The 25,340-nt window shown below is 71.7% G+C and carries 23 protein-coding genes and 5 tRNA genes; 9 read left to right on the forward strand and 19 right to left on the reverse strand.

From position 1 onward, the window contains the following. Positions 1 to 16 precede the first annotated feature (16 nt). Together K3769_RS05900 and K3769_RS05905 are read right to left on the reverse strand one after the other, a co-directional pair. A complete protein-coding gene (locus tag K3769_RS05900) occupies positions 17 to 838 on the reverse strand; it encodes an aminotransferase class IV (protein WP_267025393.1) in 822 nt (273 codons plus the stop codon). Between the two features lie 64 nt (positions 839 to 902). Next, positions 903 to 2,009 (reverse strand): chorismate-binding protein, encoded by a 1,107-nt coding sequence (locus K3769_RS05905; protein WP_267025394.1) that lies wholly within the window; start codon positions 2,007 to 2,009, stop codon positions 903 to 905. Positions 2,010 to 2,165: 156 nt separating this feature from the next. On the opposite strand from K3769_RS05905, the gene K3769_RS05910 reads away from it, so the two are divergent. The 5 genes from K3769_RS05910 to K3769_RS05930 all read left to right on the forward strand — a co-directional run bounded on the left by K3769_RS05910 (position 2,166) and on the right by K3769_RS05930 (position 2,618). After that, positions 2,166 to 2,238 (forward strand) — tRNA-Gly (locus tag K3769_RS05910). 37 nt (positions 2,239 to 2,275) lie between these two features. Continuing rightward, positions 2,276 to 2,349 (forward strand) — tRNA-Cys (locus tag K3769_RS05915). Position 2,350: 1 nt separating this feature from the next. Beyond that, positions 2,351 to 2,422, forward strand: a tRNA-Val gene (locus tag K3769_RS05920). A gap of 23 nt (positions 2,423 to 2,445) precedes the next feature. Further along, positions 2,446 to 2,517, forward strand: a tRNA-Val gene (locus tag K3769_RS05925). A 29-nt stretch (positions 2,518 to 2,546) separates the two neighbouring features. Then, positions 2,547 to 2,618 (forward strand) — tRNA-Val (locus K3769_RS05930). Positions 2,619 to 2,687: 69 nt separating this feature from the next. Here the strand turns inward: K3769_RS05930 and K3769_RS05935 are convergent. From K3769_RS05935 to K3769_RS05950, 4 genes are all read right to left on the reverse strand, one after another. Continuing rightward, complete coding sequence (locus K3769_RS05935) at positions 2,688 to 2,981, reverse strand: TFIIB-type zinc ribbon-containing protein (RefSeq protein ID WP_267025395.1); 294 nt, start codon at positions 2,979 to 2,981, stop codon at positions 2,688 to 2,690. 75 nt (positions 2,982 to 3,056) lie between these two features. Then, the gene (locus tag K3769_RS05940) at positions 3,057 to 4,007 is read right to left on the reverse strand and encodes a phosphotransferase (protein ID WP_267025396.1); all 951 of its coding nucleotides are present in this window, start codon (positions 4,005 to 4,007) and stop codon (positions 3,057 to 3,059) included. Between the two features lie 405 nt (positions 4,008 to 4,412). Then, a complete protein-coding gene (locus K3769_RS05945) occupies positions 4,413 to 4,622 on the reverse strand; it encodes a hypothetical protein (RefSeq protein ID WP_267025397.1) in 210 nt (69 codons plus the stop codon). A 292-nt stretch (positions 4,623 to 4,914) separates the two neighbouring features. Continuing rightward, entirely contained in the window at positions 4,915 to 5,181 is a 267-nt protein-coding gene (locus K3769_RS05950) for a DUF8836 family protein (protein WP_055511046.1), read from the reverse strand. Between the two features lie 196 nt (positions 5,182 to 5,377). Between K3769_RS05950 and K3769_RS05955 the strand changes: the two genes are divergently transcribed. Further along, positions 5,378 to 6,763 carry a serine/threonine-protein kinase gene (locus K3769_RS05955; RefSeq protein WP_267031259.1) on the forward strand — a complete coding sequence of 462 codons (1,386 nt, stop codon included), beginning with the start codon at positions 5,378 to 5,380 and terminating at the stop codon, positions 6,761 to 6,763. A 282-nt stretch (positions 6,764 to 7,045) separates the two neighbouring features. Here K3769_RS05955 and K3769_RS05960 read toward each other — a convergent pair whose 3' ends face one another. The 10 genes from K3769_RS05960 to K3769_RS06005 all read right to left on the reverse strand — a co-directional run bounded on the left by K3769_RS05960 (position 7,046) and on the right by K3769_RS06005 (position 20,818). Next, entirely contained in the window at positions 7,046 to 7,864 is an 819-nt protein-coding gene (locus K3769_RS05960; RefSeq protein WP_267025398.1) for a TrmH family RNA methyltransferase, read from the reverse strand. A gap of 64 nt (positions 7,865 to 7,928) precedes the next feature. Continuing rightward, entirely contained in the window at positions 7,929 to 9,209 is a 1,281-nt protein-coding gene (cobA, locus tag K3769_RS05965) for a uroporphyrinogen-III C-methyltransferase (RefSeq protein ID WP_267025399.1), read from the reverse strand. Between the two features lie 249 nt (positions 9,210 to 9,458). Beyond that, positions 9,459 to 13,511 (reverse strand): nicotinate-nucleotide--dimethylbenzimidazole phosphoribosyltransferase, encoded by a 4,053-nt coding sequence (gene cobT, locus K3769_RS05970; protein WP_267025400.1) that lies wholly within the window; start codon positions 13,509 to 13,511, stop codon positions 9,459 to 9,461. Positions 13,512 to 13,883: 372 nt separating this feature from the next. Then, positions 13,884 to 15,092, reverse strand: coding sequence for a precorrin-6y C5,15-methyltransferase (decarboxylating) subunit CbiE (cbiE, locus tag K3769_RS05975; protein ID WP_267025401.1), 1,209 nt, complete (start codon positions 15,090 to 15,092; stop codon positions 13,884 to 13,886). 195 nt (positions 15,093 to 15,287) lie between these two features. Beyond that, positions 15,288 to 15,926, reverse strand: a complete 639-nt coding sequence (locus K3769_RS05980) for a GNAT family N-acetyltransferase (RefSeq protein WP_267025402.1) — start codon at positions 15,924 to 15,926, stop codon at positions 15,288 to 15,290. A 154-nt stretch (positions 15,927 to 16,080) separates the two neighbouring features. Continuing rightward, complete coding sequence (locus K3769_RS05985; protein ID WP_267025403.1) at positions 16,081 to 16,911, reverse strand: MetQ/NlpA family ABC transporter substrate-binding protein; 831 nt, start codon at positions 16,909 to 16,911, stop codon at positions 16,081 to 16,083. Positions 16,912 to 16,965: 54 nt separating this feature from the next. Next, complete coding sequence (locus tag K3769_RS05990; RefSeq protein WP_267025404.1) at positions 16,966 to 17,793, reverse strand: MetQ/NlpA family ABC transporter substrate-binding protein; 828 nt, start codon at positions 17,791 to 17,793, stop codon at positions 16,966 to 16,968. Between the two features lie 112 nt (positions 17,794 to 17,905). Continuing rightward, positions 17,906 to 18,739 (reverse strand): methionine ABC transporter permease, encoded by an 834-nt coding sequence (locus tag K3769_RS05995; protein WP_267025405.1) that lies wholly within the window; start codon positions 18,737 to 18,739, stop codon positions 17,906 to 17,908. Further along, on the reverse strand, positions 18,736 to 19,836 hold the full coding sequence (locus K3769_RS06000) for a methionine ABC transporter ATP-binding protein (protein ID WP_282566430.1): 1,101 nt from the start codon (positions 19,834 to 19,836) through the stop codon (positions 18,736 to 18,738). Before K3769_RS06000 ends, K3769_RS05995 begins: the two co-directional genes overlap by 4 nt. Positions 19,837 to 20,170: 334 nt before the next feature. Beyond that, on the reverse strand, positions 20,171 to 20,818 hold the full coding sequence (locus tag K3769_RS06005) for an HAD family hydrolase (RefSeq protein ID WP_267025407.1): 648 nt from the start codon (positions 20,816 to 20,818) through the stop codon (positions 20,171 to 20,173). 69 nt (positions 20,819 to 20,887) lie between these two features. On the opposite strand from K3769_RS06005, the gene K3769_RS06010 reads away from it, so the two are divergent. After that, a complete protein-coding gene (locus tag K3769_RS06010) occupies positions 20,888 to 21,247 on the forward strand; it encodes a hypothetical protein (protein WP_189772666.1) in 360 nt (119 codons plus the stop codon). Positions 21,248 to 21,293: 46 nt separating this feature from the next. After that, positions 21,294 to 21,761, forward strand: coding sequence for a hypothetical protein (locus tag K3769_RS06015; RefSeq protein WP_372515139.1), 468 nt, complete (start codon positions 21,294 to 21,296; stop codon positions 21,759 to 21,761). A 42-nt stretch (positions 21,762 to 21,803) separates the two neighbouring features. Here the strand turns inward: K3769_RS06015 and K3769_RS06020 are convergent, their stop codons facing one another. The 3 genes from K3769_RS06020 to K3769_RS06030 form a co-directional block, all read right to left on the reverse strand. Then, positions 21,804 to 22,307, reverse strand: coding sequence for a GNAT family N-acetyltransferase (locus tag K3769_RS06020; protein WP_267025409.1), 504 nt, complete (start codon positions 22,305 to 22,307; stop codon positions 21,804 to 21,806). 46 nt (positions 22,308 to 22,353) lie between these two features. Further along, on the reverse strand, positions 22,354 to 22,860 hold the full coding sequence (locus K3769_RS06025; RefSeq protein WP_267025410.1) for a sigma-70 family RNA polymerase sigma factor: 507 nt from the start codon (positions 22,858 to 22,860) through the stop codon (positions 22,354 to 22,356). 120 nt (positions 22,861 to 22,980) lie between these two features. Then, the gene (locus K3769_RS06030; RefSeq protein WP_267025411.1) at positions 22,981 to 24,183 is read right to left on the reverse strand and encodes a glycerophosphodiester phosphodiesterase; all 1,203 of its coding nucleotides are present in this window, start codon (positions 24,181 to 24,183) and stop codon (positions 22,981 to 22,983) included. 376 nt (positions 24,184 to 24,559) lie between these two features. Here K3769_RS06030 and K3769_RS06035 point away from each other — a divergent pair, with 376 nt between their 5' ends. Continuing rightward, the gene (locus K3769_RS06035) at positions 24,560 to 25,252 is read left to right on the forward strand and encodes a lysophospholipid acyltransferase family protein (protein ID WP_267025412.1); all 693 of its coding nucleotides are present in this window, start codon (positions 24,560 to 24,562) and stop codon (positions 25,250 to 25,252) included. Positions 25,253 to 25,340: the final 88 nt, after the last annotated feature.

Raw genomic sequence — 25,340 nt, forward strand, 5'->3', positions numbered from 1 at the left:
CGACTCCGGGATCGACTCAGGGGTCGAGGTCGTCGGCCGCCCGCTCGGCGAAGACGCGCATGGTCTTCGCGGTCACCGGGCCCGGCGCGCCCGGCAGTTCGCGGCCGTCGACCCGGTGCACGGCCTGCACATCGCGCAGCGTCGAGGTCAGGAAGACCTCCTCGGCCCGCTCCAGGACGTCCAGCTGGAGGTCGGTCTCCTTGGCGCCGGTCCACTCCACGGTCAGGGCGCGGGTGATGCCCGCGAGGCAGCCCGAGGCGACGGGCGGAGTGTGGATCTCGCCGTCGAGGACCACGAAGACGTTGGACCCCGTGCCCTCGCAGAGCTGCCCGACCGTGTTCGCGAACAGCGCCTCGGACGCGCCCTGCTCACGCGCGCGGGCGAGGGCGACGACGTTCTCGGCGTACGACGTCGTCTTGAGGCCGGTCAGCGCGCCGCGCTCGTTGCGGGTCCAGGGGACGGTGATCACGGCGGTGGAGTCGGGGCGGCGGCCGGACTCCGCGAGCGCCACGACCAGGGTCGGCCCCTGCTCCCCACGGTCCGAGCCGAGCGGCCCGTGACCGCCGGTGTACGTGATCCGCAGACGGCCCAGCGGCATGGGATTGGCGTCCAGGACGGCCGCGCAGGCCCTCAGCACCTCGTCGCGGTCGGGTTCGGGCAGTCCGAGGCCGCGCGCCGAGCGCGCCAGGCGGTCGAGGTGCCTGGTGAGAGCGAAGGTGCGCCCGTCGGTCGCCTTCACCGTCTCGAAGATGCCGTCGCCCACCGTCAGCCCGTGGTCGAACACGGAGACACGGGCCGACCCGCTGTCCTGCAGCCCGCCATCGAGCCAGATCTTCACTGAACCTCACCTCACGACAACAACGAGAACGATCAGAACCACCGGACACCCGGAACGTGGCGAGTCACCGGCCTGGCGTGCTCTTCCAGTCGGCGACCCCGGCGCCCCGCGCGGACGTGAGCCCACCCGCCTCACCCGCGTCGTACGCCCCCGGGTACTCCCCCGACGCTACAGCGAGCAGCCGGGCGGCCTTCAGTTCGGTCTCCTCCCACTCGCGCTGGGGGTCCGAGCCCCAGGTGATGCCCGCGCCGGAGCCGAAGCGCAGCACACCCTCGTCCCGGTCGATCCAGAAGGTGCGGATCCCGACGGCCAGTTCGCCGGTGCCGCGGTCGGCGTCGACCCAGCCGATGCCGCCGCAGTAGGGCCCGCGGGGAGCCGTCTCCAGTTCGCCGATGATCCGCAGGGCGCTGGACTTGGGGGCGCCGGTGACGGATCCGGGCGGGAAGGCCGCGCCCAGCAGCTCCGGCCAGCCCACGTCCTCACGCAGTGCGCCGCGGACGGTGGACACGAGGTGGACAAGGCCCGGGTGCTTCTCGACGACGCACAGGTCGGGCACGGTCACGCTGCCCGTGGCGCACACCCGGCCCAGGTCGTTGCGGACCAGGTCGACGATCATCACGTTCTCCGCGTGATCCTTTTCGAGGAGGTCCGCCTCGGTGCGTCCGGTGCCCTTGATCGGGCCCGACTCGACGACACGGCCGGTACGGCGCAGGAACAGTTCCGGGGACGCGGTGGCTATGTCGACCCCGTGCCCCGGCAGGCGAATCGTTCCGGCGTACGGCGCCGGGTTGCCGCGTGCCAGCAGGGCGGTCAGCGCGTCCACGTCGGCGCCGGGGGCGAGGGGCGCGGACAGGACCCGGCAGAGGTTCGCCTGGTACACCTCGCCCGCCGCGATGAGCTCGCGTATGCGGCGTACACCCGCCGTATACGCGGCGCGGTCGAGCGATGACGTCCAGTCGCCGGCCGCGGGGCCCGTCCACCGCCCCGGCACCGGCGCCGGTACGACCTCACGTCGTACGTCCGCGAAACGCGCGCAGACCACGCGGCCCTCGAAGTCGGCGCTGACGGCCCAGAAGCCACTGGAGTCGAGTGCCGCGGGGTCGGCGGTGACATCGACGAGGCCGGTCGCGACGAGGCCGCCGAAGCGGGCGAGAGCTGGGAGGTCGTGCACAACGGTGAGTCTATGGTGGGTGACCTGCGGGTGCCTCGGCCGTGTCCTGGACCGGGCGTACCGCAGCACGCTGCGCAAACGCGTTTTTGTGCTGGCCCCGGTATCCGCTAGAGTTCAACACGTCGCCGGGACGCGAGAGCCGACCGGAAACGACAAGCGGACGTAGCTCAGTTGGTAGAGCGCAACCTTGCCAAGGTTGAGGTCGCCAGTTCGAACCTGGTCGTCCGCTCGCAGGAAGTGGGGATCTTCCCGAACCCCGCGCTCCTGGTGGAGTGGCCGAGAGGCGAGGCAACGGCCTGCAAAGCCGTCTACACGGGTTCAAATCCCGTCTCCACCTCCAAGGACGATTAGCTCAGCGGGAGAGCGCTTCCCTGACACGGAAGAGGTCACTGGTTCAATCCCAGTATCGTCCACTGATCCGGTTCGCCGGGTCCCCGCGCGATTAGCTCAGCGGGAGAGCGCTTCCCTGACACGGAAGAGGTCACTGGTTCAATCCCAGTATCGCGCACGCATCACGCATTGCCGTAGGTTCCACCCGCGCGATTAGCTCAGCGGGAGAGCGCTTCCCTGACACGGAAGAGGTCACTGGTTCAATCCCAGTATCGCGCACCGCCCGAAGCCCCCGACCGTCTCGTACGGTCGGGGGCTTCGTCGTTCCTCGGAGCCGGTCGTGACCGGTCAGGAGGAGAAGAGCATGTGGCCGAAGCCCTTCTGGCGCTTGTGCCCGTAGTGACCGCCATGGCCACCGTGCCCGCCGTGTGGAGCGCCCCAGGCGGGTGCGGGGGCGGACGGGTAGGCCTGCGGGGCGCCCGGGGGCGGCGGGCCGGGCTGCGACCACTGGCCCTCGAGGCGGGTCAGGGACTCCAGCTCGCCGTAGTCGAGAAAGATCCCGCGGCAGCCGCTGCACTGCTCGATCTGAACACCATTGCGGTTGTACGTGTGCATCGGCGCATGGCACTTCGGACACTGCATGCTCGGCTCAACTCCTCGCCTGTCGGTACTGCTTCCGCCAGGACAGACTCTGCCCGGCTGCGGTTCGGTTGCACCCTACGTCGCGAAGTCCGGCGCCAACTCCGGCGGGTGCGCCGCCATTCGGTCACATGCGTCGATCACGGACGTCTCGACCTCGTCCAACGGGCGCCCCGCCGCGACCGACTTGGCGATCGCCTGGGCCGCGGTCTGCACGCTCAGGGCGCGGGCGGGAACGTCGAGGGCCGGCCAGGGGTCGCTGTCCGCCGGGACGGCCGTACCCCCCGCCCGCCGGTACGCGGTGAGGAAGCGGTTCCACTCGTCGGGCGGGAGGAGCCCGCAGGCGAACCACGCCGCGGGGCGGGCCAGGTCCCAGGCGGGATCGCCGCGGCCGAGATCGTCGATGTCGATGAGCAGCCACTCGCCGCTCCCCGACCGCACGAGCTGGCCCAGGTGGAGGTCGCCGTGGCAGAGCGCGCGCAGGTTCTCCGGCATCGGGGTCTCGTCCCGCGCCCAGGCGGGCAGGACGGCCCAGGCACGCAGGACGGGGGCGGCTGCCGGGTGCGGGCCGGCCGCCAGGAGGCGGGCGACCGCGCGGGCCGCCTTCGCCGGGCCGCGCATGGGAGGCAGGCCGGGCGGGAGGACGGTGTCCGGGGTGCGGTGGAGCCGGGCGAGGAGGGTCGCGGCCTCCTCCCAGGGAGCGGCGTCGGGGTCGTCGCGGTCCACGGGAGTGCCGTAGGACCAGAAGGTGACCGGTCGGCCGTCCAGTTCGGCCGTGCGCGGGCCGTGCGGCGGCAGGAGGATGCCGTCGAGCGCGGGGTGCGCGGCCACGGCCAGCCGCGCCGTGAGCCCCGCGAGGTCGGTGCCGGGGGCGTGCGCCTTCGCCACCGTGTGGCCGTGCCGGACGACGGTGCCGTCGGGCCGGTCGGCCAGCACGGAGGTGTCCGTACCGCAGGCGCAGGCCTCCGCCGACGGATGGGCCGCGGCCCGCACCTTCGCGCTCAGCGCGGGCAGCACCTCTGCGGTCACTCGGGTCCCCCTCAGGTCGTACGTCCCGGCACGGCCCCGTACCGGGACGGAGCCGTGCCGGGCGGGCTTGTACCGGTGCCGGTGCGCGGGTGCGCGGGTGTGCAGGGTCTCAGACTTGCGGGGCTGATGCGGCGGTGCACAGGGGCTCGGTCCCGCGTGGGCCGAGTGCGGTGCGCCGGGTACCGGGTACCGGGTACCGGGTACCGGGTACCGGGTACCGGGTACCGGGTACCGGGTACCGGGTACCGGGTACCGGGTACCGGGAACGTACGCGCGGGCAAAGCAATGCGGGCGCAGCTCCCCAGCTGCGCCCGCATCTTTTGCCGTCCGCCGCAGCCCCGTCCCCACGGGGTTTCATGGCCGGATGTCCCCGCCCGGACCGCTCTTCCGGGCCTGGGGCGCCGCTCAGCGCCCCAGCATCACGCCCACGGACGACGCCTGTGTGACCACTGCCTCCCAGCCGCCGAAGACGACTACGAGCAGGGTGGCCAGAGGGAGGACCATGGCCGTTGCCACCAGGGGGTGGCGACGGCCGGACCGGCTGGGCCCGAACGCGGCGCTGTACGCCCTGCGTCCCTGTGCGCGGATCATGGTCCGCGATGCCGTGTCAGCCATGGTCCCTCTCCTGACCGTTCTGTTGAAAAGCTTCTGGTGTCCAGCTTCTGGTGCTGTCCGAACTTCTGGTGCTGTCCGACGTGTGACGGTGTCCTACATGTGACGGTGTCCTACGTCGGATGTCTGGCAGCGGCGGGTGTCTGACCTCGGGGGACGAGTGCTGCCACCCGCCGCTTGACAACAAATCTAGGCGGGAGGGGCGTGTGGGTCGTCATGCCCTCGTACCTATTACCGGGCCTCCCGGAGGATGAGCGGTGACCTGCGGAGTACTCCCCTGGGTGGAGAAGAGCTCCTAGGTCTCGGGGGTTTCCCGGAGGGGACGTCCGGTCTGTTCCGAGCTGTCCTCCCTCGGGACCGGTTGTTCGACGAGTGCGAGCACCCGAGTGGCCATGAAGCGGGCCGTACGGACGACTGACCCGCTCCTGGTGACTTCGCTCACTTCGACCACCCCTCTGCGGACCGCCGTCTCCACCCGACGGCCCGCCCGGCTGGCCACCACCTCGTACGTACGGGTCGTGTCTCCGGCGTCGACCACTATCTCCACGCGATCACCCTTCACGGGCCCAATCCCCCTTCAGTGAGCGATGGTTGGGAATCCGCGCAGCTCAACGCCGTCGCGGTCCCCCGTCCCCTGACCACCTCTCAAGTTTCCCACCTGGCACTGACAATCGGTCGGGCCGCGAGGGCGCGGCCTCTGCGCGCACCCGGCCGCAGAAACGTAAGCTGTGGCTCGTCAAACGGACCGGGCAGCGGGGATGGACATGGCGATGATGCGCCTGAGGCGCGAGGACCCGCGTGTCGTCGGCTCGTTCAGGCTTCACCGACGGCTCGGCGCGGGCGGGATGGGCGTTGTCTATCTGGGCTCCGACCGGCGTGGCCAGCGGGTCGCGCTGAAGGTGATCCGGCCGGATCTCGCGGAGGACCAGGAGTTCCGGGCGCGCTTCGCCCGGGAGGTGTCGGCGGCGCGGCGGATCAGGGGCGGGTGCACCGCGCGGCTCGTCGCCGCGGATCTGGAGGCGGAGCGGCCCTGGTTCGCGACGCAGTATGTTCCCGGGCCGTCGCTGCACGACAAGGTCACCGAGGACGGGCCGCTCTTCGCGTCCGAGGTCGCGGCCGTCGGCGCCGCCCTCTCCGAGGGGCTTGTCGCGGTGCATGAAGCGGGGGTCGTCCACCGGGACCTGAAACCGTCGAACATCCTGCTGTCCCCGAAGGGGCCGCGCATCATCGACTTCGGTATCGCCTGGGCGACCGGTGCGAGCACGCTCACGCATGTGGGTACGGCTGTGGGGTCTCCCGGTTTCCTCGCGCCGGAGCAGGTGCGGGGTGCCGCCGTCACTCCGGCCACGGATGTCTTCGCGCTGGGCGCGACGCTGGCGTACGCCGCGACGCAGGACTCGCCCTTCGGGCACGGCAGTTCCGAGGTGATGCTCTACCGGGTGGTGCACGAGGAGCCGCACCTGCACGGTGTGCCCGACGCGCTGGCCCCTCTGGTGCGCGCCTGTCTGGCGAAGGATCCCGAGGAGCGGCCCAGCACGCTGCAGTTGTCGTTGCGGCTCAAGGAGATCGCGGCGCGGGAGGCGCAGGGTATGGGCGAGGCCCGGCCGCCGGCTCCCCGGGCGGCGGAGGCCGACCGGCCGACGGGGCGGCTCGCCGACGAGTACGACGGCTATCCGGAACAGCGGACTCAGCGGCGTACGCAGGGGTCGTCCGGGCCGCGCGGGAGCGGTCCGTCGTCGCGGTCGGGGGCGCGGCCGGCCGCTTCCTCGCGCGGTGGCTCGGCGCGGGCCGGTTCCGGAGCGGGTTCCGGTTCCGGTTCCGGCTCCAGGACCGGTCCGTCCGGTAGCCGCGCCGGGCAGTCCGGCAGCCGGACCGGGCCGCCGCGGAGCGGGGCGGGGCGGAACGGGCCGCGGACCGGGCCTCGGACCACCGGGACGGGGCGGCGGCCCGCGAATCCGCGGCTGTTGCGGCAGCGGCTGTTCGTGTTCGTGGTGGTGACGCTGCTCGTGGCGTTGGCCATCGCGGCGGCGCAGGGATGCGAGGGGCCTGCCCGGGGGCTTGATGGCGGGGGGCGCGGGGGCGGGGTTGCGGGGCATTCGCCTACCCAGGCGGACCAGCGGGGCGGGGTAGGGCTCAGCGGGTAGGTAGCTGCGCTTGTCGGCTGCGGCTGCGTCGTGGGTGATTGCGCCGTTCCCCGCGCCCCCTTCGCGGCGCTGCACTGAGCGGTGCCTGCGCAGCCGGGCCCCGTCGGGGGTGAGTGCGCCGTTCCCCGCGCCCCTATCGCGGCGCTGCCCTGAGCGGTGCCTGCGCAGCCGGGCCCCGTTGGGGCTGAGTGCGCCGTTCCCCGCGCCCCTATCGCGGCGCTGCCCTGGGCGGTGCCTGCGGAGGCGCGGCCCCTTTGGGGCGCTGTACGGGAGTTGTCGGGGTTATGGGGTCGGTCTGCCTGTTGCCACCGCGTAGAACGCGACCGCCGCTGCCGCTCCCACGTTCAGGGAGTCGACTCCGTGGGCCATGGGGATGCGGACCCAGTCGTCCGCCGCCACCAGGGCCTGGGTGGACAGGCCGTCGCCCTCCGCGCCGAGCATCAGGGCGACCCGTTCCATGCGGTGCGGGGCCACCTCGTCGAGGGTCTTGGCCTTCTCGTCCGGGGTGAGGGCGAGGAGGCCGAAGCCCGCCTCGCGGACCGAGTCGAGCCCCTTGGGCCAGGAGTCCAGGCGTGCGTACGGCACGGCGAAGACCGCGCCCATGGAGACCTTCACCGAACGCCGGTACAGCGGGTCCGCGCAGTCCGGGGAGAGCAGGACCGCGTCCATACCGAGGGCGGCGGCCGAGCGGAAGATCGCCCCGATGTTCGTGTGGTCGTTGACCGACTCCATGACGACGACCCGGCGGGCCGTGCGGAGCAGATCGTCCGGGGTCGGCAGCGGTTTGCGCTGCATGGACGCGAGCGCCCCGCGGTGCACGTGGTACCCGGTGACCCGTTCTGCGAGGTCGGGGCTGACCGCGTACACCGGCGCCGGGAGTTCGTCGATGACGTCGCGCATGACGTCGACCCACTTGGCGGACAGCAGCATCGAGCGCATCTCGTAGCCGGCGTCCTTGGCCCGTCTGATGACCTTCTCGCCCTCGGCGATGAACAGGCCCTCGGCCGGTTCTCGCTTGCGGCGCAGCTCCACGTCGGTCAGGCCTGTGTAGTCACGCAGGCGCGGGTCGGCTGGGTCCTCAACGGTGATGAGATCGGCCACAGGGTGATACTGCCTTGTCCTGGGTGCGGTGCCAACGGCTTGGAACGAGTTGTGTTACCCGGGGTTACTCAGAGTCTCCGTCAGAGGTCACGGCGGGCGTCCCGTCGGACGTCTCGAACGAGCCGTCCGCCCCCACGGTCACGACCTCCCCGATGACGATCACCGCCGGGGGCCGCACCTCCTCGGCCCGGACGGTCTCGGCGACCGTCGCCAGGGTCGCGTCGACACGCCGCTGCGCCGCGGTCGTACCCTCCTGGACGAGCGCCACGGGGGTGCCGGCCGCCTTGCCGTTCTCCATGAGCGTACGGGCGATGGCGCCGATCTTGTCCACGCCCATCAGGACGACCAGCGTGCCGCGGAGCTTGGCGAGCGCCGCCCAGTCGACCAGGGAGCGTTCGTCGTCGGGGGCGACGTGGCCGCTGACGACCGTGAACTCGTGGGCCACTCCGCGGTGCGTGACCGGGATGCCCGCCGCGCCCGGGACGGAGATGGAGCTGGAGATGCCCGGGACGACCGTGCAGGAGATGCCCGCCTCGGCCAGCGCCTGGGCCTCCTCCATGCCGCGGCCGAACACGAAGGGGTCGCCGCCCTTGAGGCGGACCACCGACTTGCCCTGCAGGGCGTGTTCGATGAGGGCGTTGTTGATGGCCTCCTGGGCCATGAAGCGCCCGTACGGGATCTTCGCCGCGTCGATCACCTCGACGTGCGGCGGGAGTTCGGCGAGCAGGTCGCGCGGGCCCAGGCGGTCGGCGATGACCACGTCCGCCTCGGCGAGGAGACGGCGCCCGCGGACCGTGATCAGGTCCGGGTCGCCGGGACCGCCGCCGACCAGGGAGACACCGGGTGTACGGGTGCGGTGGTGGGGCGCCACGAGGGTGCCGTCGCGCAGCCCCTCGACCACCGCGTCGCGGATGGCCGCGGTGTGGCGGGGGTCGCGGCCCTTGGCGTCCGTGGTCAGGACGGCCACCGTGACGCCCTCGCTGTGGCCCGTCGCCGGGGTCCAGGCGGTGGCCTCGTCCGCGTCGTCCGCGCGGACGCACCACACGCGGCGGGCCTCCGCCTCGGCGGAGGCCTCGGCGTTCGCCGCGGAGTCGGGGGTGGCGATCAGGACGTACCAGGACTCCGCGAGGTCGCCCGGCTCGTAGCGGCGCCTGGTCCAGGTCAGTTCGCCGGCGTCCGCCATGGCCTCGACCGAGGGGGTCGCGGACGGGGAGACGAGGTGGATGTCCGCGCCCGCCGCGATGAGGGCCGGGAGGCGGCGCTGGGCGACCTGGCCGCCGCCGAGGACCACGACGCGGCGGCCGGCGAGGCGGAGGCCTACGGGGTAGGCGGGGTTTTCGGCCATGGAGGTACGGCTCCTCATGCGGGTGATGCGCGTGATGCGGGGGCGGCGCGCTGCGGCGGTGGAGCGGCCTGACGTGCGGATTTTATGGGGCGGGGTGGTGGAGTGGCGGGGTGGGTGGGGGTTCTTTCCCCTGACCCGCCCCTTCCCGAAACCGGGGCTGCGCCCCGGGCCCCCGCACCGTGCAGGTGGGCTCTTGGCTGTGGGCAGGCGTTCCGCCCTGCGGAATACCTGCCCACAGCCGAAAACGTGCTACTTCTCCGTCACGCCCGCCGAGTCGAACGTCGCCACCTCGTGCATCGCCCGGGCCGCGCTCTGGACCACCGGGAGGGCCAGGAGGGCGCCGGTGCCCTCGCCGAGACGGAGGTCGAGGTCGACCAGGGGGCGCAGGCCCAGCTTGTTGAGTGCGGCCACGTGGCCGGGCTCGGCGCTGCGGTGGCCCGCGATGCAGGCCGCGAGGACCTCGGGGGCGATCGCGCGCGCCACCAGGGCGGCGGCACCGGCGCTGACACCGTCCAGGATCACCGGCGTCCGCAGGGAGGCGCCACCGAGAAGGAGGCCCACCATCGCGGCGTGCTCCAGCCCGCCGACAGCCGCGAGGACGCCGACCGGATCGGCCGGGTCCGGCTGGTGCAGTTCCAGGGCGCGGCGTACCACCTCGGTCTTGCGGGCCAGGGTCTCGTCGTTGATACCGGTGCCGCGACCGGTGACCTCGGTCGGATCGCTGCCGGTGTAGACGGAGATCAGCGCGGCGGACGCGGTGGTGTTGGCGATGCCCATCTCCCCCGTGACCAGCGCCTTGTTCCCGGCCGCCACCAGGTCGCGGGCGGTCTCGATGCCCACCTCGATGGCCGACCTGACCTCCTCGCGGGTCAGCGCGGGCCCCGTCGTCATGTCGGCGGTGCCCGCCCGGACCTTGCGCGGCAGCAGACCGGGGGTCGCGGGCAGGTCGGAGGCCACGCCCACGTCGATGACGCAGACCTCGGCGCCGACCTGCGCGGCGAAGGCGTTGCAGACCGCGCCGCCGCCGAGGATGTTGGCCACCATCTGGCCCGTGACCTCCTGCGGCCACGGGGTGACGCCCTGGGCGTGTACGCCGTGGTCGCCGGCGAAGATCGCGACGGCGGCCGGTTCCGGGATGGGCGGCGGGCACATCCGGGAGAGCCCGGACAGCTGGGCGGAGATGATCTCCAGCATGCCGAGGGCCCCGGCGGGCTTGGTCATGCGCTTCTGGCGCTCCCAGGCCTCGCCGAGCGCCTTGGCGTCCAGCGGCCGGATGTTGGTGATGGTCTCGGCGAGCAGGTCGTGCGGCTCCTCACCGGGCAGCGCCCGGCGGCCGTACGTCTCCTCGTGGACCACCCAGGACAGCGGGCGGCGCTTGGACCAGCCCGACTGCATCAGCTCGGGCTCGTCCGGGAACTCGTCGACGTATCCGACGCAGAGGTAGGCGACGACCTCAAGGTGCTCGGGCAGGCCGAGGCCGCGGACCATCTCGCGCTCGTCGAAGAAGCTGACCCAGCCGACCCCCAGGCCCTCGGCACGGGCCGCGAGCCACAGGTTCTCGACGGCGAGCGCCGAGGAGTACGGGGCCATCTGCGGCTGGGTGTGGCGGCCCAGGGTGTGCCTGCCGCCCCGGGTCGGGTCGGCGGTGACGACGATGTTCACCGGGGTGTCGAGGATGGCCTCGATCTTCAGTTCCTTGAACTGCTTCGCGCGGCCCTTGGGCAGCGACTTGGCGTACGCCTCGCGCTGGCGCGCGGCCAGTTCGTGCATCGAACGCCGGGTCTCCGCCGAGCGGATGACGACGAAGTCCCAGGGCTGCGAGTGGCCGACGGACGGCGCCGTGTGGGCCGCTTCCAGGACGCGGAGCAGGACGTCGTGCGGGATGGGGTCGCTACGGAAGCCGTTGCGGATGTCGCGGCGCTCGCGCATCACGCGCAGGACGGCCTCGCGTTCGGCGTCGTCGTAGCCGGGCGCGGCCGGACCGGTGGACTCACGTGTCTGCGCCACGGCGACCGTGCTCTCTTCCTGGTCGGCGGCCCGGGTGTCCAGGTCTTCCGCCTGCTGTGCGGCTACGGGCTCCTGGTCCTGCTCCTGCTCCGGGATGTCGCCGTCCTCGGCCTGGGCCTCGGCGGGCGCCTCGGACACGGGGAGCGTGCCGGTTCCGGCGGCCGGAACGGGCTCCCGGGGGGCCGGCAGTACGAGGAGCGGCTCCTCGTCCAGCTCCTCCTCGGACGCCATGTCGGGCCCTGCGGCGGACCCTTCGCCAGAACCGTCGGCGGGCTCCGGGGCGGGTACGGACGCGAGTGCCGGTTCCGGGGCGGATGCCGCCAAGAGCTCCGGCGCGGGCTCCGACACGTGCTCCGGCGCGGGCTCCTGTGCAGGTTCCGGGGCGGGCTGCTCGACGGGTGCCGCGAGCGGGGCCGGCACGTCGTAGGCGGGCTGCTCGGCCTGCTCCCCGGCGACGGGCTCCGTCGTCACGCCGTGCGGCGGGGTGGGGGCCAGGTGCGGGGTGGTCGGGACCGTGCCCTCGACCGGTACGAACTGTCCGACGTGGGCCGCCGGATCTGCCGTGGCGGACCCACCGGGCTGACCGGCCTGACCGGACGGCCCGGCGGGCTGCTGCGGCGCCTGGAACTCGTCCTGAAGCTGGTCCGCCTCGCCCTGCGAGTCGTCGGCGAGGGCCTGGTCGGCGGGTGCCACGGGTGTCTCGGGGTGCGCGATGAGATCGGGCTGCGCCTGCTGTGCCGTGTCCGGCGCACCGAGGCTCGGGGCTGCGCCCGCACCGGCCTCCGCCGGTGCACCTGGCTCGGCGGGCGCGGCGAAGTGCGGGGCCTCGGCGGCCTCCTGGATCTGGACGGGCTCCGCGGCAACGGGCTCGGCCTCCATCGGCTGCGCCTGCGCCTGCGCCTGCGACGGCGGTTGCGGCTGCGGCTCCTGGAATCCGGCGTGCGGTCCGGCCTCGGCGGAGGAGGCGGCCATCTCCTCCACCTGCGGGTCCACCAGGTGGACGGGGTGCGGGACCGGTGCCGCGTACTCGGGGTGCCGCGTCCCGTCCTCGGCCACCGGGGCGGCGGGGGCCTCGGCGGCGTACTGCCCGGCCCCGTCGTCCGAGGGGTGGGCGATGTGGACGGCGGCGGGCGCGGGCTGGGGAGCGGGCACGAAGTCCGGGAGCGCCTGGGCGTACTCGGGGCCGTGGCCCCCTTCCGGAGCCTGCGGGAACAGCGAACCGTCGGCGAGCAGCGGGGCCTGCGAGTAGTCCTGCACCAGCACTGGTTCCGGAACCTGGACGGCTTCCGCAATCTGGACGGCTTCCGCGATCTGCACGGCCTCCGGTTCCGGCTGCGGAGGGGCGTACGCCTCCTCGGGAGCCTGTCCGGGAATCTCCGCGTCCTCCGGCATCCCCGCGGCGGCCACCGCCGGGTCCACCGCGGCCTGGACCGGGTCCACCACGCTCTCGGCGGATTCCGCGACCGCCGGAGCGGGCGCCGCCTCGGAGGGAGCGTCCGGCGCGTCAGCACCCGAAGCGTCCGCCCCCTGCGCCTGCACCTGCGCCGGCGTGAGCCCCGGCACCTGCTCCACCGGAGCAGCAGCCTCCTGGCTCTCGGCGAGCGTGGGCCCGGTCCCTGCGTCAGGGGCCTGCTCGCCGGGAGCCTGCCCGTCGGACGCCTGCGCGACCGGCGCGGGCCCGGCGGTCACCGGAGCGCCCGCGTACGCCCCCGCGCCCTCCGGGAAGACCGTTTCTGCAGGCGCCCCCTCGGAGACGACCTGTGCCTGTGCCATGGGTGGCGCGACCTGGACCTGAGTCCGGGCGCCCCAGGGAGACGCGCCCTGCAACGCGATCTCGTCACGCGGCGCGTCGAGGTACTCGGGACCGGACGGGGCCGGGCCCGTCTGCCGTACGGGGGACGGGGTGCCCGCGGGACCGCGGTCGGCGAGCGAACGCACCGGGCTGCCGGCGCCGTCCGGGGTCGGCGGGCCGAGGTGCAAGGGGCGGCGGGCGACGGGCGGCTGCGGCGCGGAGGACGACATCCGGACGGCGCTGAGGTCGACCGAACCGCTGTCGCGGCCCGACGTCTCGTGCGGGCCGGGCTCGTGGACGGCCTCGACGACCGGCACCGGGGGCGGTGGAGCCACCTCGTTGCCCCACGCACCCTGGGCGCCCGGCAGCAGCAACAGGTCTTCGTCTTCGGCGGTGGGCTCGGAGAGGTAGGTGTACGCACCGGGGGCGGGGACGCCCGGCTGCTCCACCATGCCTGCGTTCTCCGGCAGCCCCTCGCCCGGGACCTGGCCGGTGTCGGTCATGCGTACCCCTCGCCCATCGGTTTAGTGCTCCTACGACCTGCTCGTCCGGGGCGGCGCACCGACCACCCGTCATGAGAACGAGCACACGGGCCGGGCGGCACGAACGACCGGTCGACAAAGCCATTAACTGGCATTGTCGCGGTCGGCTCGCCACCGCGACAGGGTGATCCGTCACGGCCCGCTGTGGACTGCGCCACTTTGCGCGTCCTCCGGTTCTGCCGTACCACACGCCCCTCAAAATGGGTGCGTTTCGCGGGCATTGACCGGCGAAATACCGGACAACCCGATTGCGGTACAACGATCGGCCAGCCTACCGCGCGCAGTACGACAACAGGATCACAGGACGCGATCGGACAGGGACCCGCCCACCGCCTACGGGCGGCGGTCCAGCTCCCCCGACAGCAGGAACGCCACGCTCCGCTCCTTCTCCGTCCAGGCCCGGGTGTCCAGTTCGACGGACTGCAGGAGGGCGCACTCGACCCGGTAGCCGTGCTCGGTCAGGTCGCGGCCGATGAGTTCGGCGGCGTCGCGGGTGGACGCGTGCGTGACGATCCGCTCGGGGCGCCGATCGGCGACGGCGGAGACCACCGCGGCACCCCCGCCCCCGACGCGCACGACGTCCGGCTCGGGCAGGTTCTCCAGGATGTGCGGGGCGGTGCCGTGCGCGATCTGGAACTGGACGCCGAAACGGCGGGCGGTGGCCATGGTCCGGGCGCAGGCGTCGGCGTCGCGGTCGACGGCGATGACGGCGGCGCCGCAGCGCGCGGCCTCCGTGGCGAAGGCGCCGCTGCCGGAGCCGATGTCCCAGACGAGGTCGCCGGACCGCGGCCCCAGGCGGGCGAGTTGCGCCGCGCGCAGCACCTCCGTCTCGCCCTCGCCGAGCTCGCCGCCGTACATCTCGTCGGGCAGTGCCCAGCCGCGCGGGCCGGTGCCCGGGTCGCGGCCGGCGATCCAGCCGCCGTCCTGGGAGGAGGTGACCGGGCCGCCCATGACGATGACGACGTTCGGGTCGCGCCAGGTGTGGTCGGCGACCTTGTCGGAGGTGAGCATCGTGACGCGCTCGCGCTCGGTGCCCAGGCCCTCGCAGATGACGAAGGTGCGGTGGACGCCTTCGAGGAGCAGTCCGAGTTCGGCGGGTCCGGCGCCGGGTGAGGTGAGGACGGCGACCTTGTGGTGGGCGCGGCACACGTTCACCGCGCGTCGCAGGGTGCGCCGGTGTGCGACGACCACCTGGGCGTCGTCCCAGGGCATCCCGGCGCGGGCGAAGGCGGCGGCCACGGAGGAGACGGCGGGGACGACCTCGACCTCCAGGCCGAACTCGGGCGCGCGCAGGGTGCGTACGACTCCGAAGAAGCCGGGGTCCCCGTCGGCGAGGACGACGGCCGTGCCGCGGTGGGCGGCGATGCGGCGGGCGGCGAGGACGACGCTGCCGAGCCGAATGCGTTCGGCGGTCGGAGGCACCTCGGGGAGGGCCAGGTGGGGCGCCGCGCCCGCCACCAGTGTGGCGGCGCCGAGCGCCGAGCGCGCCGCGTCCGTCAGCGGCGAGCCGTCACAGCCGATCACCGTGACCCGATCGGCCATCGTTGTCAGTCTCCTGGAGTCATCGCAGGTCGTCGGGTGGGCGGCGGCGGGCCGCCGGGCAGGCGTGCGGAGTCCCGAGAGCGTACCTCGTGATGTCCGGGCGCTTCGGCGGGGGTGTCCGCGGGGGTCTCGGTGCGGGGTTCGGCGCGGTTCTCGGTGGGGATGCTGCCCGGGGGCCGTTCCGGTCCGGCCGGTTCAGTTCCAGTCGGAGTACGCGGTGAAGCCACCGGTGTCGGCGAGCTGCTCGGCGATGCCCTCGATGTCCTCGGGAAGCAGGCCCCACACGATGAAGTCGGTGCGCAGGTCCTCCCAGCGCCCGTCCTCGGTGCGGGTGCGCGCTATGCAGGCACCCCTCAGGACGCCCTCGCTGATGCAGCCGATCTTCTGCGCGACCTGCTGGGAGGCGGTGTTGTCCGCCGCCGTGCGCAGTTCGAGACGCTCGAACTTCTGGTCGTTGAAGAGCCATTGGGCGGTGGCGAGCGCCGCTTCGGAGGCGTAGCCCTCGCCGCGGGCCCAGGGGGCGGTGATGTACGAGAGCTCCGTGGAGCGGACATGCCAATCCGTGTTGCCGAGCTGGATGATGCCGACCAGGCGCTGGGTGAGGAACTCGATGACGACGAGGTCGAGTCCGCGGCCGGAGGTGCGCTCGGTGGGCGCGTACTTGTCGATCCAGTGGCGGGCGGCGGCCTCGGTGAACGGCTGCGGCACGGACGTCCAGGCGGCGACCTGTTCGTCGTTCATCATCTCCGTGAAGGCAGGAATGTCCTCGTCCTCAAGAGGGCGCAGCACCAACCGCTCCGTGTTCAGCGAGATGTCGGGGAAGGTGTTCGTCATGCGCCGCTCCGTAACCATCAGGGACCGTCGGGCCTGCTGAACTGCCCAGCATGCAGCATGCGGGCGCAGAACCGCACCACGGAGCCGGCTCCTTGTCGACGAGTCGACACCGTGGCGCGTCGGGAACGGCCCGGCGACGGCCGGGGGGCCGGTGTCACCCGGAAGTGACGGGCAGGACTGATCCCTTGTACTTGTCCTCGATGAACTTCCGCACCTCGTCGGAGGTCAGGAGCTTCGCCAGCTTCTCGACCCGCGGGTCGTCCTCGTCGCCCCTCTTCACGGCGAGCAGGTTCGCGTACGGGTTGTTCTTCGCGGACTCCAGCAGGATGGCGTCGTCGGCCGGGCTGAGGCCCGCGTCCTGGGCGTAGTTGTTGTTGATGACCGCGGCGGCCACGTCGTCCAGGGAGCGCGGCAGCTGCGCCGGTTCGAGTTCCTTGAACTTCAGGTTCTTCGGGTTCTTCACGATGTCGCCCGGGGACGCGGTCGTGCCGGCCCCCGCCTTCAGCGTGATGACGCCCTCGGAGGCGAGGAGCTTCAGGGCGCGGCCCTCGTTGGTGATGTCGCCGGGCACCGCGACGGTGACTCCGTCGGGGAGGTCGGCGACGTCCCGGACCTTCTTCGAGTACACGCCCATGGGCGGCAGGTACGCGTCCACGACCGGGACCAGGTCGGTGCCCTTGGATTTGTTGAAGTCGTCCAGGAAGGGCTCGTTCTGGTACAGGTTCGCGTCGAGTGAGCCCTCCTGGAGCGCGGTGTTCGGCAGGACGTAGTCCGTGAACTCCTTGATCTCCAGGTCGAGTCCGTTCTTCGCGGCGAGGTCCTTCTCGATGTAGGACAGGACCTCGCCGGCCGGGACGGCGGTGGCGCCGACGACCAGCGCGCCGCCGTCACCTCCGCCGGAGCCCCCGTCGCCGGAACCGCAGGCGGTCAGGGTCAGGCCGAGGGCCAGTGCGGCGGTCGCCGCGGAGATGACGGGCTTGCGCATCGTCGGCGCCTTCCTCAGATGGTTCGCGTGGCTCGGATGGTGCGGAGTGGCCGGTCAGAAGGACGCGATGACGGAACCGGCGTACTTGTCCGCGATGAACTTCTTGACCTCGGCGGAGGTCAGGAGCTTCGCGAGCTTCTTGACGCGCGGGTCGTCCTCGTTGCCCTCCTTGACGGCGAGGAAGTTGCCGTACGGGTTGTCGTCGGCGGACTCCAGCACGAGGGCGTCCTCGGAGGGCTTGAGGTCGGACTCGATGGCGTAGTTGCCGTTGATGACCGCCGCGTCGACGTCGTCGAGGGAGCGTGGAGTCTGGGCCGCCTCCAGCTCCTTGAACTCGAGGTTCTTCGGGTTCTTCGCGATGTCCTTGGGGGTCGCGTCGTTGCCCGCGCCGTCCTTGAGCGTGATGATCCCGTTGGCGTCGAGGAGCTTGAGCGCCCGCGCCTCGTTGACCGTGTCGTTCGGGACGGCGACGGTCGCGCCGCTCTTCAGCTCGCCGGCCTTCTTGATCTTGTTGGAGTAGAGGCCGAGCGGTTCCAGGTGGACCGTGACGACGGGCACGATGTGGGTGCCGTTCTTCTTGTTGAAGTCGTCGAGGTACGGCTGGTTCTGGAAGTAGTTGGCGCCGACCGAACCGTCCTCGGTCGCGGTGTTCGGCAGGACGTAGTCCGTGAACTCCTTGACCTGGAGGTCGAGTCCCGCGTCCTTGGCGAGGTTGTCCTTCACGTAGGTCAGGATCTCGGCGTGCGGGACGGGGCTGGCGGCGACGATCAGCGGACCGCTCGTGTCGGAGGCGTCGTCCTTGCCCGAGCCGCAGGCCGTGAGACCCAGGGTGAGGGCTCCGGCGGCGAGGACGGCGGTGGTGAGCTTTACGGCGTTACGCACGAAAAGTGCCTTTCCATTGGGGCTGGGTGTCCCCGCGAAGGGTGTACGGGGACGTCTGCGGGTGTGGAGTGGGGACGCGTATGGGAGGGGGGTCGCTGCGGTGCCGGAGGTGTCAGCCGGCCTTGCTGACGTCGGCTGCGGGCCTCTCGGCGGAGGTGCCCGTGACCGCCGGACCGGAGCCAGCATCGGCATCGGCATCGGCCTCTGTGCCGGCGGTCGCCCGGGAGCCGGAGTTCACCGCGGCCCTGCTCCTCAGCAGCCTGAGCCGCGGCGCCGTACCCGACCGGCCGCCGCGCCGGTGCAGCCCCCGCGCGGCGTAGTCGCCGACGAACTGGATGAGGGAGATGACCACGGCGAGCACGGCCACGGTGATCCACATCAGTTCGGTCTCGAAGCGCTGGTAGCCGTAGCGGATGGCGATGTCGCCGAGGCCGCCCGCGCCCACGGTGCCGGCCATCGCGGAGTAGCCGATGAGGGCGACGATCGTCGTCGTGGTGCTGGAGATCAGCGACGGGAGTGACTCGGGGACGAGCACCTTGCGGACGACGGTCCAGGTGTTGCCGCCCATCGACTGCACGGCTTCCACGAGACCGCCGTCCACTTCGCGGACAGCCGTCTCGACCAGCCGCGCGAAGAACGGGATCGCACCGATCGCGAGCGGCACGATGGCGGCCTCACGGCCGATGGTGGTGCCGGTGATCGACCGGGTGAAGCCCATCAGTGCGACCATCAGGATGATGAACGGCATCGAGCGGGCGATGTTCACGACCTGCCCGATGACCTTGTTCAGCACGGTGTTCTGCAGCAGGCCGCCCCGGTCGGTGAGGACCAGCAGGATGCCCAGCGGCAGACCGCCGACGACGGCGATGACCGTCGACCACCCGACCATGTAGAGGGTGTCCCAACACGCCTGCTCCAGCAGCGGCTGCATCTCGGACCAGGTCACTTGGCACCTTCCTTCACCGGCGCGGACGCCAGGGCCGCCGCGCCGACGAGCTCGATCTGCAGTCCCTGCTCGCGCAGGAAGCCGACCGGCACGACGTTGTCCTCGTAGCGTCCGGGGAGTTCGATGCGCATACGGCCGACCTGGCGGCCCGCGACGGTGTCCATCGCGGCGCCGAGGATCGAGATGTCGATGTTGTACGTGCGCGAGAGCTGCGAGATGACCGGCCGGGTCGCGGCGTCGCCGTGGAAGGTGACGTCGATGACCGTGCGGTCGTGCCCCGAGGTGTCGCCGCTGACCGGGAAGAGCGCGGCGGCCAGCTCGGAGCCCGGCGTGGCGAGCAGTTCGGTGACGGTGCCCGACTCGACGATCCGCCCGTTCTCCATGAGCGCCGCCGAGTCGCAGACGGTCTTGACGACGTCCATCTCGTGGGTGATGAGCAGGACGGTCAGACCCAGTTGCCGGTTCAGGTCGCGCAGCAGGTGGAGGATGGAGCGGGTCGTCTCCGGGTCCAGGGCGCTGGTCGCCTCGTCCGACAGGAGCACCTTCGGGTCCCCCGCCAGGGCGCGGGCGATGCCGACGCGCTGCTTCTGGCCGCCGGAGAGCTGGGCCGGGTAGGCGTTGGCCTTGTCGGAGAGACCGACCAGGTCGAGCAGTTCCAGCGCCTTGCGGGACCGCTCCCTGCCCGACGTGCCGAGGATCTCCAGCGGCAGCTCGACGTTGTCCTGGACGGTCCGGGTGGACAGCAGGTTGAAGTGCTGGAAGACCATGCCGATACGGCTGCGCGCCTGGCGCAGCTCCCGGCCGGCGCGCGGGCCGCGCCCGGCGAGGGCCGTGAGGTCCTGACCCGCGACGGTCACGGTGCCGGCGGTGGGGCGCTCCAGCAGGTTGACGCAGCGGATGAGGGAGGACTTGCCGGCGCCGGACTGTCCGATGACGCCGTACACCTCGCCTTCGCGGACATGGAGATCGACGCCGTCCAGGGCGGTGATCTCCCGGCCGCGCGAGCGGTAGACCTTCGTGAGGCCTGTTGTCGTGATCACTGGGGTTTCCGTCACTGTCGAGTGCAGGGCGTGGGTGTGCGCCGGGCACGGGTGCATTTCGGTCGAACGCGGCACGGTCGTCCACGCGGTGGCGTCGGTGAACCGGGCTTTCGGCAGAACTGCGTGCGCGGGGCAGGCTCAGGCGCGTACGGAACAGGCGTACGGGCAGCCGTGAGCGGGCTCGCTTCGGGGCGCGAGGCTGGGGGTGGTGCGGGGGCCCTCTAGAAGGCGCACATTCGACACATACAGCGAGCACCGGGCGTCATGGTCGCCTCGGTCGCAAGGATGCGGCTGCTCGTCGTGGTCATGAGAAAAGTAAAGCAGATCTTTGCGCTGTACCGGGAACCGCTGTCCGCATGACGGACAGTGGTGGACACCCTTTGGACGGCGTTCACTCCCCGACGGTGAGCTCCACTCCCCCGTCGGTGACCAGTACTGCCACGGCCGAGAGGTCCTCGACGACGACATCCGCGGTCAGCTCGGCGGCGCGGTGCGTTGTGGTCAAGGCCACGGTGGTCATGCCGGCCGAGCGGCCCGCCTGGAGACCGGCGGGCGCGTCCTCGAAGACGACACAGCGGGCCGGGTCCACGCCGAGCCGCCGGGCGGCCAGCAGGAAGGGCTCGGGGTCGGGCTTGCCGCGGGTGATGTCGTCGGCGGCGACCAGGTTCTTCGGGCGGATGCCGACCTCGGCGAGACGCGCCTCGCCCAGGCGCCGGGTGGCGGAGGTGACGACGGCCCAGCGGTCGGCGGGCAGCGAGTCGAGGAGGGCCTTCGTCCCGGGCAGCAGGTGCACACCGCCCGCGACGTCCTCCACCTCCAGCTGCTCGATCCGTACGACGGCCTCGGGGACCCTGGCGGCCGGCAGCAGGTCGGCGGCTATCTCGGCGGCCGGGCGGCCGTGCAGCTCGACCCCGGCGAACTCCTCGGCGGTGATCCCGTACTCCGCGGCCCACCTGCTCCAGCAGCGGTACACCGAATCGAGGGACGAGACGAGTGTTCCGTCGTTGTCGAACAGCAGGGCATCGGCTTGGATCTTCATGTCCTCGACCCTACGGGGCACGCCGGGGGCGAGGGCGTCGGGCCATTTGGCCCGTAATAGGGTCACGGCATGCTTGATGCCCTGACGGTCGCGACGGCCGTCGCCGCGCTCGCGCTCGCCGCCTGGTGCGGCTGGGCCGCATACCGGGACCAGCCGACCAAGGACTGGCACTTCATCGGCATGGCCGTGGTGACGCTCCTCACCCTCGTCCAGCTGGTGGTCGGCATCGTCCAGCTGGCCCGAGGCGAGAAGCCGGAACAGGGCACAACGATCTTCGTGTCGTATCTCATCGGCGCTTTCGCGTGCGTCCCGGCGGCGGGCTTCATGTCACTGGCGGAGCGCACCCGCTGGGGTTCGATCACGGTCGCGGCGGGCGGCGTGGTCCTCGCCGTGCTGCAGGTACGGCTCTACGACATCTGGGGAGGCTGAGATGCCGACGCCCGCCGAGAACCCCGGCACACCGGAGAATTCCGGAATGCCCGGGGCGCAGGGGACCCATGAGGACTCCGGGACGTCCGAGGGCGCAGGGACGCCCGGGAAGCCCCGCCGCACGCGGCTCATCGGCGGTCCAGGCCTGCTGCTGGTCTGGCTGTACGGGGTGATGGTCGTCGGCGCCGTGTCCCGCTCGGCCGTACAGATCGCCACGGAGTTCGACAAGGCACCGCTGGCCTACTCCCTGTCGGCGGTGGCCGGCCTGGTGTACGGCTTCATCACCTACTCGCTCGTACGCGGCGGCGAGCGGGCCCGCAGGGCGGCGCTGGTGTGCTGCGCCGCCGAACTCGCGGGCGTCCTGACCGTCGGCACCTGGACGCTGGCCGACCCCTCGGCCTTCCCCGACGCCACGGTCTGGTCGGACTACGGCATGGGCTACCTGTTCATCCCGGTCCTGCTCCCGGTCACAGCGATGTTCTGGCTGCGCAGGAGCAGGACGGTCACTTCGTAAGAAGGGCCGCGCCCACACGGGCGCGGGGAACCGCGCGGAGTGCTACGCGCTGGCCACGAACGCGCTGGCCTGCGCGTCCTTCGCCAGGGTCACCAGACTGAGCCGCTCATCGACCCGCTCGGTCGCCACGGCCTCGTACCCGTGCTTCCGGTAGAGCCGCAGATTGCGGTCACTGCGGTGGCCCGTGAAGAGCTGGAAGCTCTTGGCCCCCGCGTCCGCCGCGAGCCGCGACTCGATCGCGTCGAGCAACCGCCCGCCCAGGCCGTGCCGCTGCATCCGCGGATGCACGATCAGCTTGTCGATCCGGGCCGTGCCGTCCGCGCCGACGGACCCGCGCACGGAGGCCACCACCTCGTCGCGCAGCCGCGCCACCAGGACCATGCCCTCCGCGAGCTCCGCCTTGAGGGAGTCCAGCGGCTGGGTGAGGGGCTCGATGCTGTAGTCGCCGTACAGCTCGGCCTCGCTCTGGTAGCAGAGGAACTGCAGTTTGAGGATCTGTTCGGCGTCCTGTTCGGTCGCCGCCGAGATGGTCACGCTCATGCCCATGTGTGCATGCCTCCCGCTCACCTGTTCCGCCGGTTGTCCCTCACTCCTATCCCCGCCGTTCATGCGCCGCAACCTCCGATGTGAGCATTCGGCGCAGACAACTCAGGCATCTGGAACGATCCGGACCGAGACTGCCCTGTGAGATACCCAACTCCCCCGCGATTTCCCGGTAGGTGAGGTCCTTAGGGGACAGCAGAGCGGCCATGAGGCGCGGGCAGCGGCCCGGCAGCCGTCGTACGGCGGAGTACAGGGCGCGGCGCCGGGCCGCGCTGAGCGCCACCTGCTCGGGCCCCGGCCGGCTGTCGTCGGCGGGCTCGGACGCGTACGGCCGTTCGATGTGCGCGGTCCGTCCGGCGCGCCGCGCCTCGGTGCGGACGGCGACGCGCAGCCAGGCGGCCGGATCGGCGGGCGGGCCGTCCGTGCCGAGGCGCTCCAGGAGACGCACCCAGACGTCCTGTTCCAGGTCACTGGAGTCGGCCCCGGAGGCATATGCCTCGGCTGAGACCTCGGCGACGAGCAGGGGGCGCAGGGTGGCAACCATGTCGTGGGTCATATGCGGCACGACGCGACCGCCCCGGCGTGAGGTTGCCGGGACGGCCGCGCGTCACCCGACCGGGTCAGCGGGCCCGACCGTTGACGAGCGGGAGCGGGACCCCCACAGTCCCCCGAAGGCCTAGTTCTTCTTGAGGAAGTCCTCGCGGGCCAGAAGACCGGTGTCCGGGTTGTCGGTGAAGACGCCGTCGATGCCGGTGGCGAAGTACGTGGCGAAGGCGCCGAAGGCGTCGCCGTAAGCGTCCGCGCCGGTGCCCCTGCGGAAGTCAGCGGGCAGGAAGGGGTTCTCGTTGCGCATCGTGTACGGGTGCAGGATCAGGCCCGCGTCGTGCGCGTCCCGGACCAGGGTGGTCGGCGTGGTGAGGTTGCCGCTCGCGTCCTTCGGGATGATCAGGTCGAGGGTCGGTCCGATGCCCTGCGCGTAGGAGGCGATCCACTTCAGGCCCGCGGGTTTGACCAGGTCGGCGACCGTACGCGGGTCGCCCGTCTCCACGAAGTCCCAGGGGCGGGTGTTGGCGGCGGACAGGAGTACCGCGAGCGGGTTGCCCACCAGTTTGTTCATACGCTGGATACTGGTCGGCTCGAAGGACTGGAGGATGACCGGCGAGTTCTTCTTGTCGAGGCCGTGCCTGCGCAGCACCTTGGTGACCCGCTCCTCAAGGCCGAGGCCCAGCTTGCGGAAGTAGGTGGGGTGCTTGAGCTCGGGGTAGATCCAGACCTGGCGGCCGAGCTTCCCGCTCTGCTCCTCCCGCCAGCGCAGCACCTCCTCGAAGGTGGGGATCTCCCAGCGGCCGTCGTAGAGCGTGTTGTGCGGGCGGTTGGCCGGGACGCGCTCCTTGGCACGCAGGGTCTTCAGCTCGGCGAGCGTGAAGTCCTCGGTGAACCAGCCGGTCGTGGAGACCCCGTCGAGCACCTTGGTGACCTTGCGGTCCGCGAACTCGGGGTGCGCGGAGACGTCCGTCGTACCGCCGATCTCGGGCTCGTGACGGCACACCAGGTGGCCGTCCTTGGTCGGCACCAGGTCGCCGGCCTCGATGATGTGCGCGCCCATGTCGAGGGCCAGCTGGTACGAGCCGAGGGTGTGTTCCGGGCGGTAGCCGCTGGCGCCGCGGTGGCCGATGATCGTGGGCTTGGGCAGGCTCTTGTAGCCGCCGTTGTAGGTGCCGTTCCCGTGCTTGTCGGCGGCTCTCGCCGCAGCCGGCAGTCCGAGGACCGCTCCGCCGGCGCCGAGGACCGCGGCTCCGAGCACCGCGCGCCGGCCCCGGGCGATCCCGGTGCGGCCCTCGTTCGAGTCCTGCGTGTCCCGCGTCCCCTGCGTACCCATGAGCGCTCCTCCGCATACTGCCCTGCACCTGTCAAAGCGGGACTGATCGTAGGTGCGGCGGGGTGACGGGTGGGAGACCTCGGACGGAACACGTGGGTGACGGTGGATGTCTTCCTGCCACCGTCTCGCTCACGGGCGGTTCGAGGAGAAGAGAAGTTTGAGCGGCCGTGGGTGGGAACCTGCTCCGCGAGGACCGACTCGTGCGGATTTCGTCACACCGTCTCGTCCGGATGACGGCCGTGTGACACGGCGCCACCCCAGGTAAACAAGGGTCAACAGTGCGTATCCAGTGGGTGAACCCGATGTGCGCGACCCCGGCACGCGCGAGTATCGTCCTCACCTGCACAGACTTGAAACCCATACAGTCACCCACCCCTTGACACCGGAGGGCCCGTTGTCCCGCTTCGCGCTCATCAAGGCAGTGCTCGGACCGATCATGCGCCTGATGTTCCGCCCACGGGTGGAGGGCGCGGAGCGCATCCCGGGCACGGGCCCGGTGATCCTCGCCGGCAACCATCTCACGTTCATCGACTCGATGATCATGCCGCTGTTCTGCGACCGGCAGGTCTTCTTCATCGGCAAGGACGAGTACGTCACCGGCAAGGGCCTCAAGGGGCGGCTGATGGCGTGGTTCTTCACCGGCTGCGGCATGATCCCTGTCGACCGGGACGGCGGACGCGGGGGTGTCGCGGCGCTGATGACGGGGCGTCGGGTGCTGGAGGAGGGCAAGGTCTTCAGCATCTACCCGGAGGGCACGCGGTCGCCCGACGGGCGGCTCTACCGGGGCCGTACGGGTATCGCGCGGCTGGCGCTGATGACCGGGGCGCCCGTGGTGCCGTTCGCCATCATCGGCACGGACAAGATCCAGCCCGGTGGGGCGGGGTTCCCGCGGCCGGGGCGGGTCACCGTTCGCTTCGGTGAGGCGATGGAGTTCTCGCGGTACGAGGGTATGGACCGGGACCGGTATGTGCTGCGGGCCGTGACGGACTCGGTGATGGCTGAGGTCATGCGGTTGTCGGGGCAGGAGTACGTGGACATGTATGCCACGAAGGCCAAGGACGCGGCTTAGCTTGGGGCGGGGCCCCGTTTATAGGTGAGCGTTCCTCGGGGCTGAGCGCGCCGTTCCCCGCGCCCCTTGGGGAGTCGGGGCGCGGGGC

This window comes from Streptomyces ortus, from assembly GCF_026341275.1.
Lineage (GTDB): Bacteria > Actinomycetota > Actinomycetes > Streptomycetales > Streptomycetaceae > Streptomyces > Streptomyces ortus.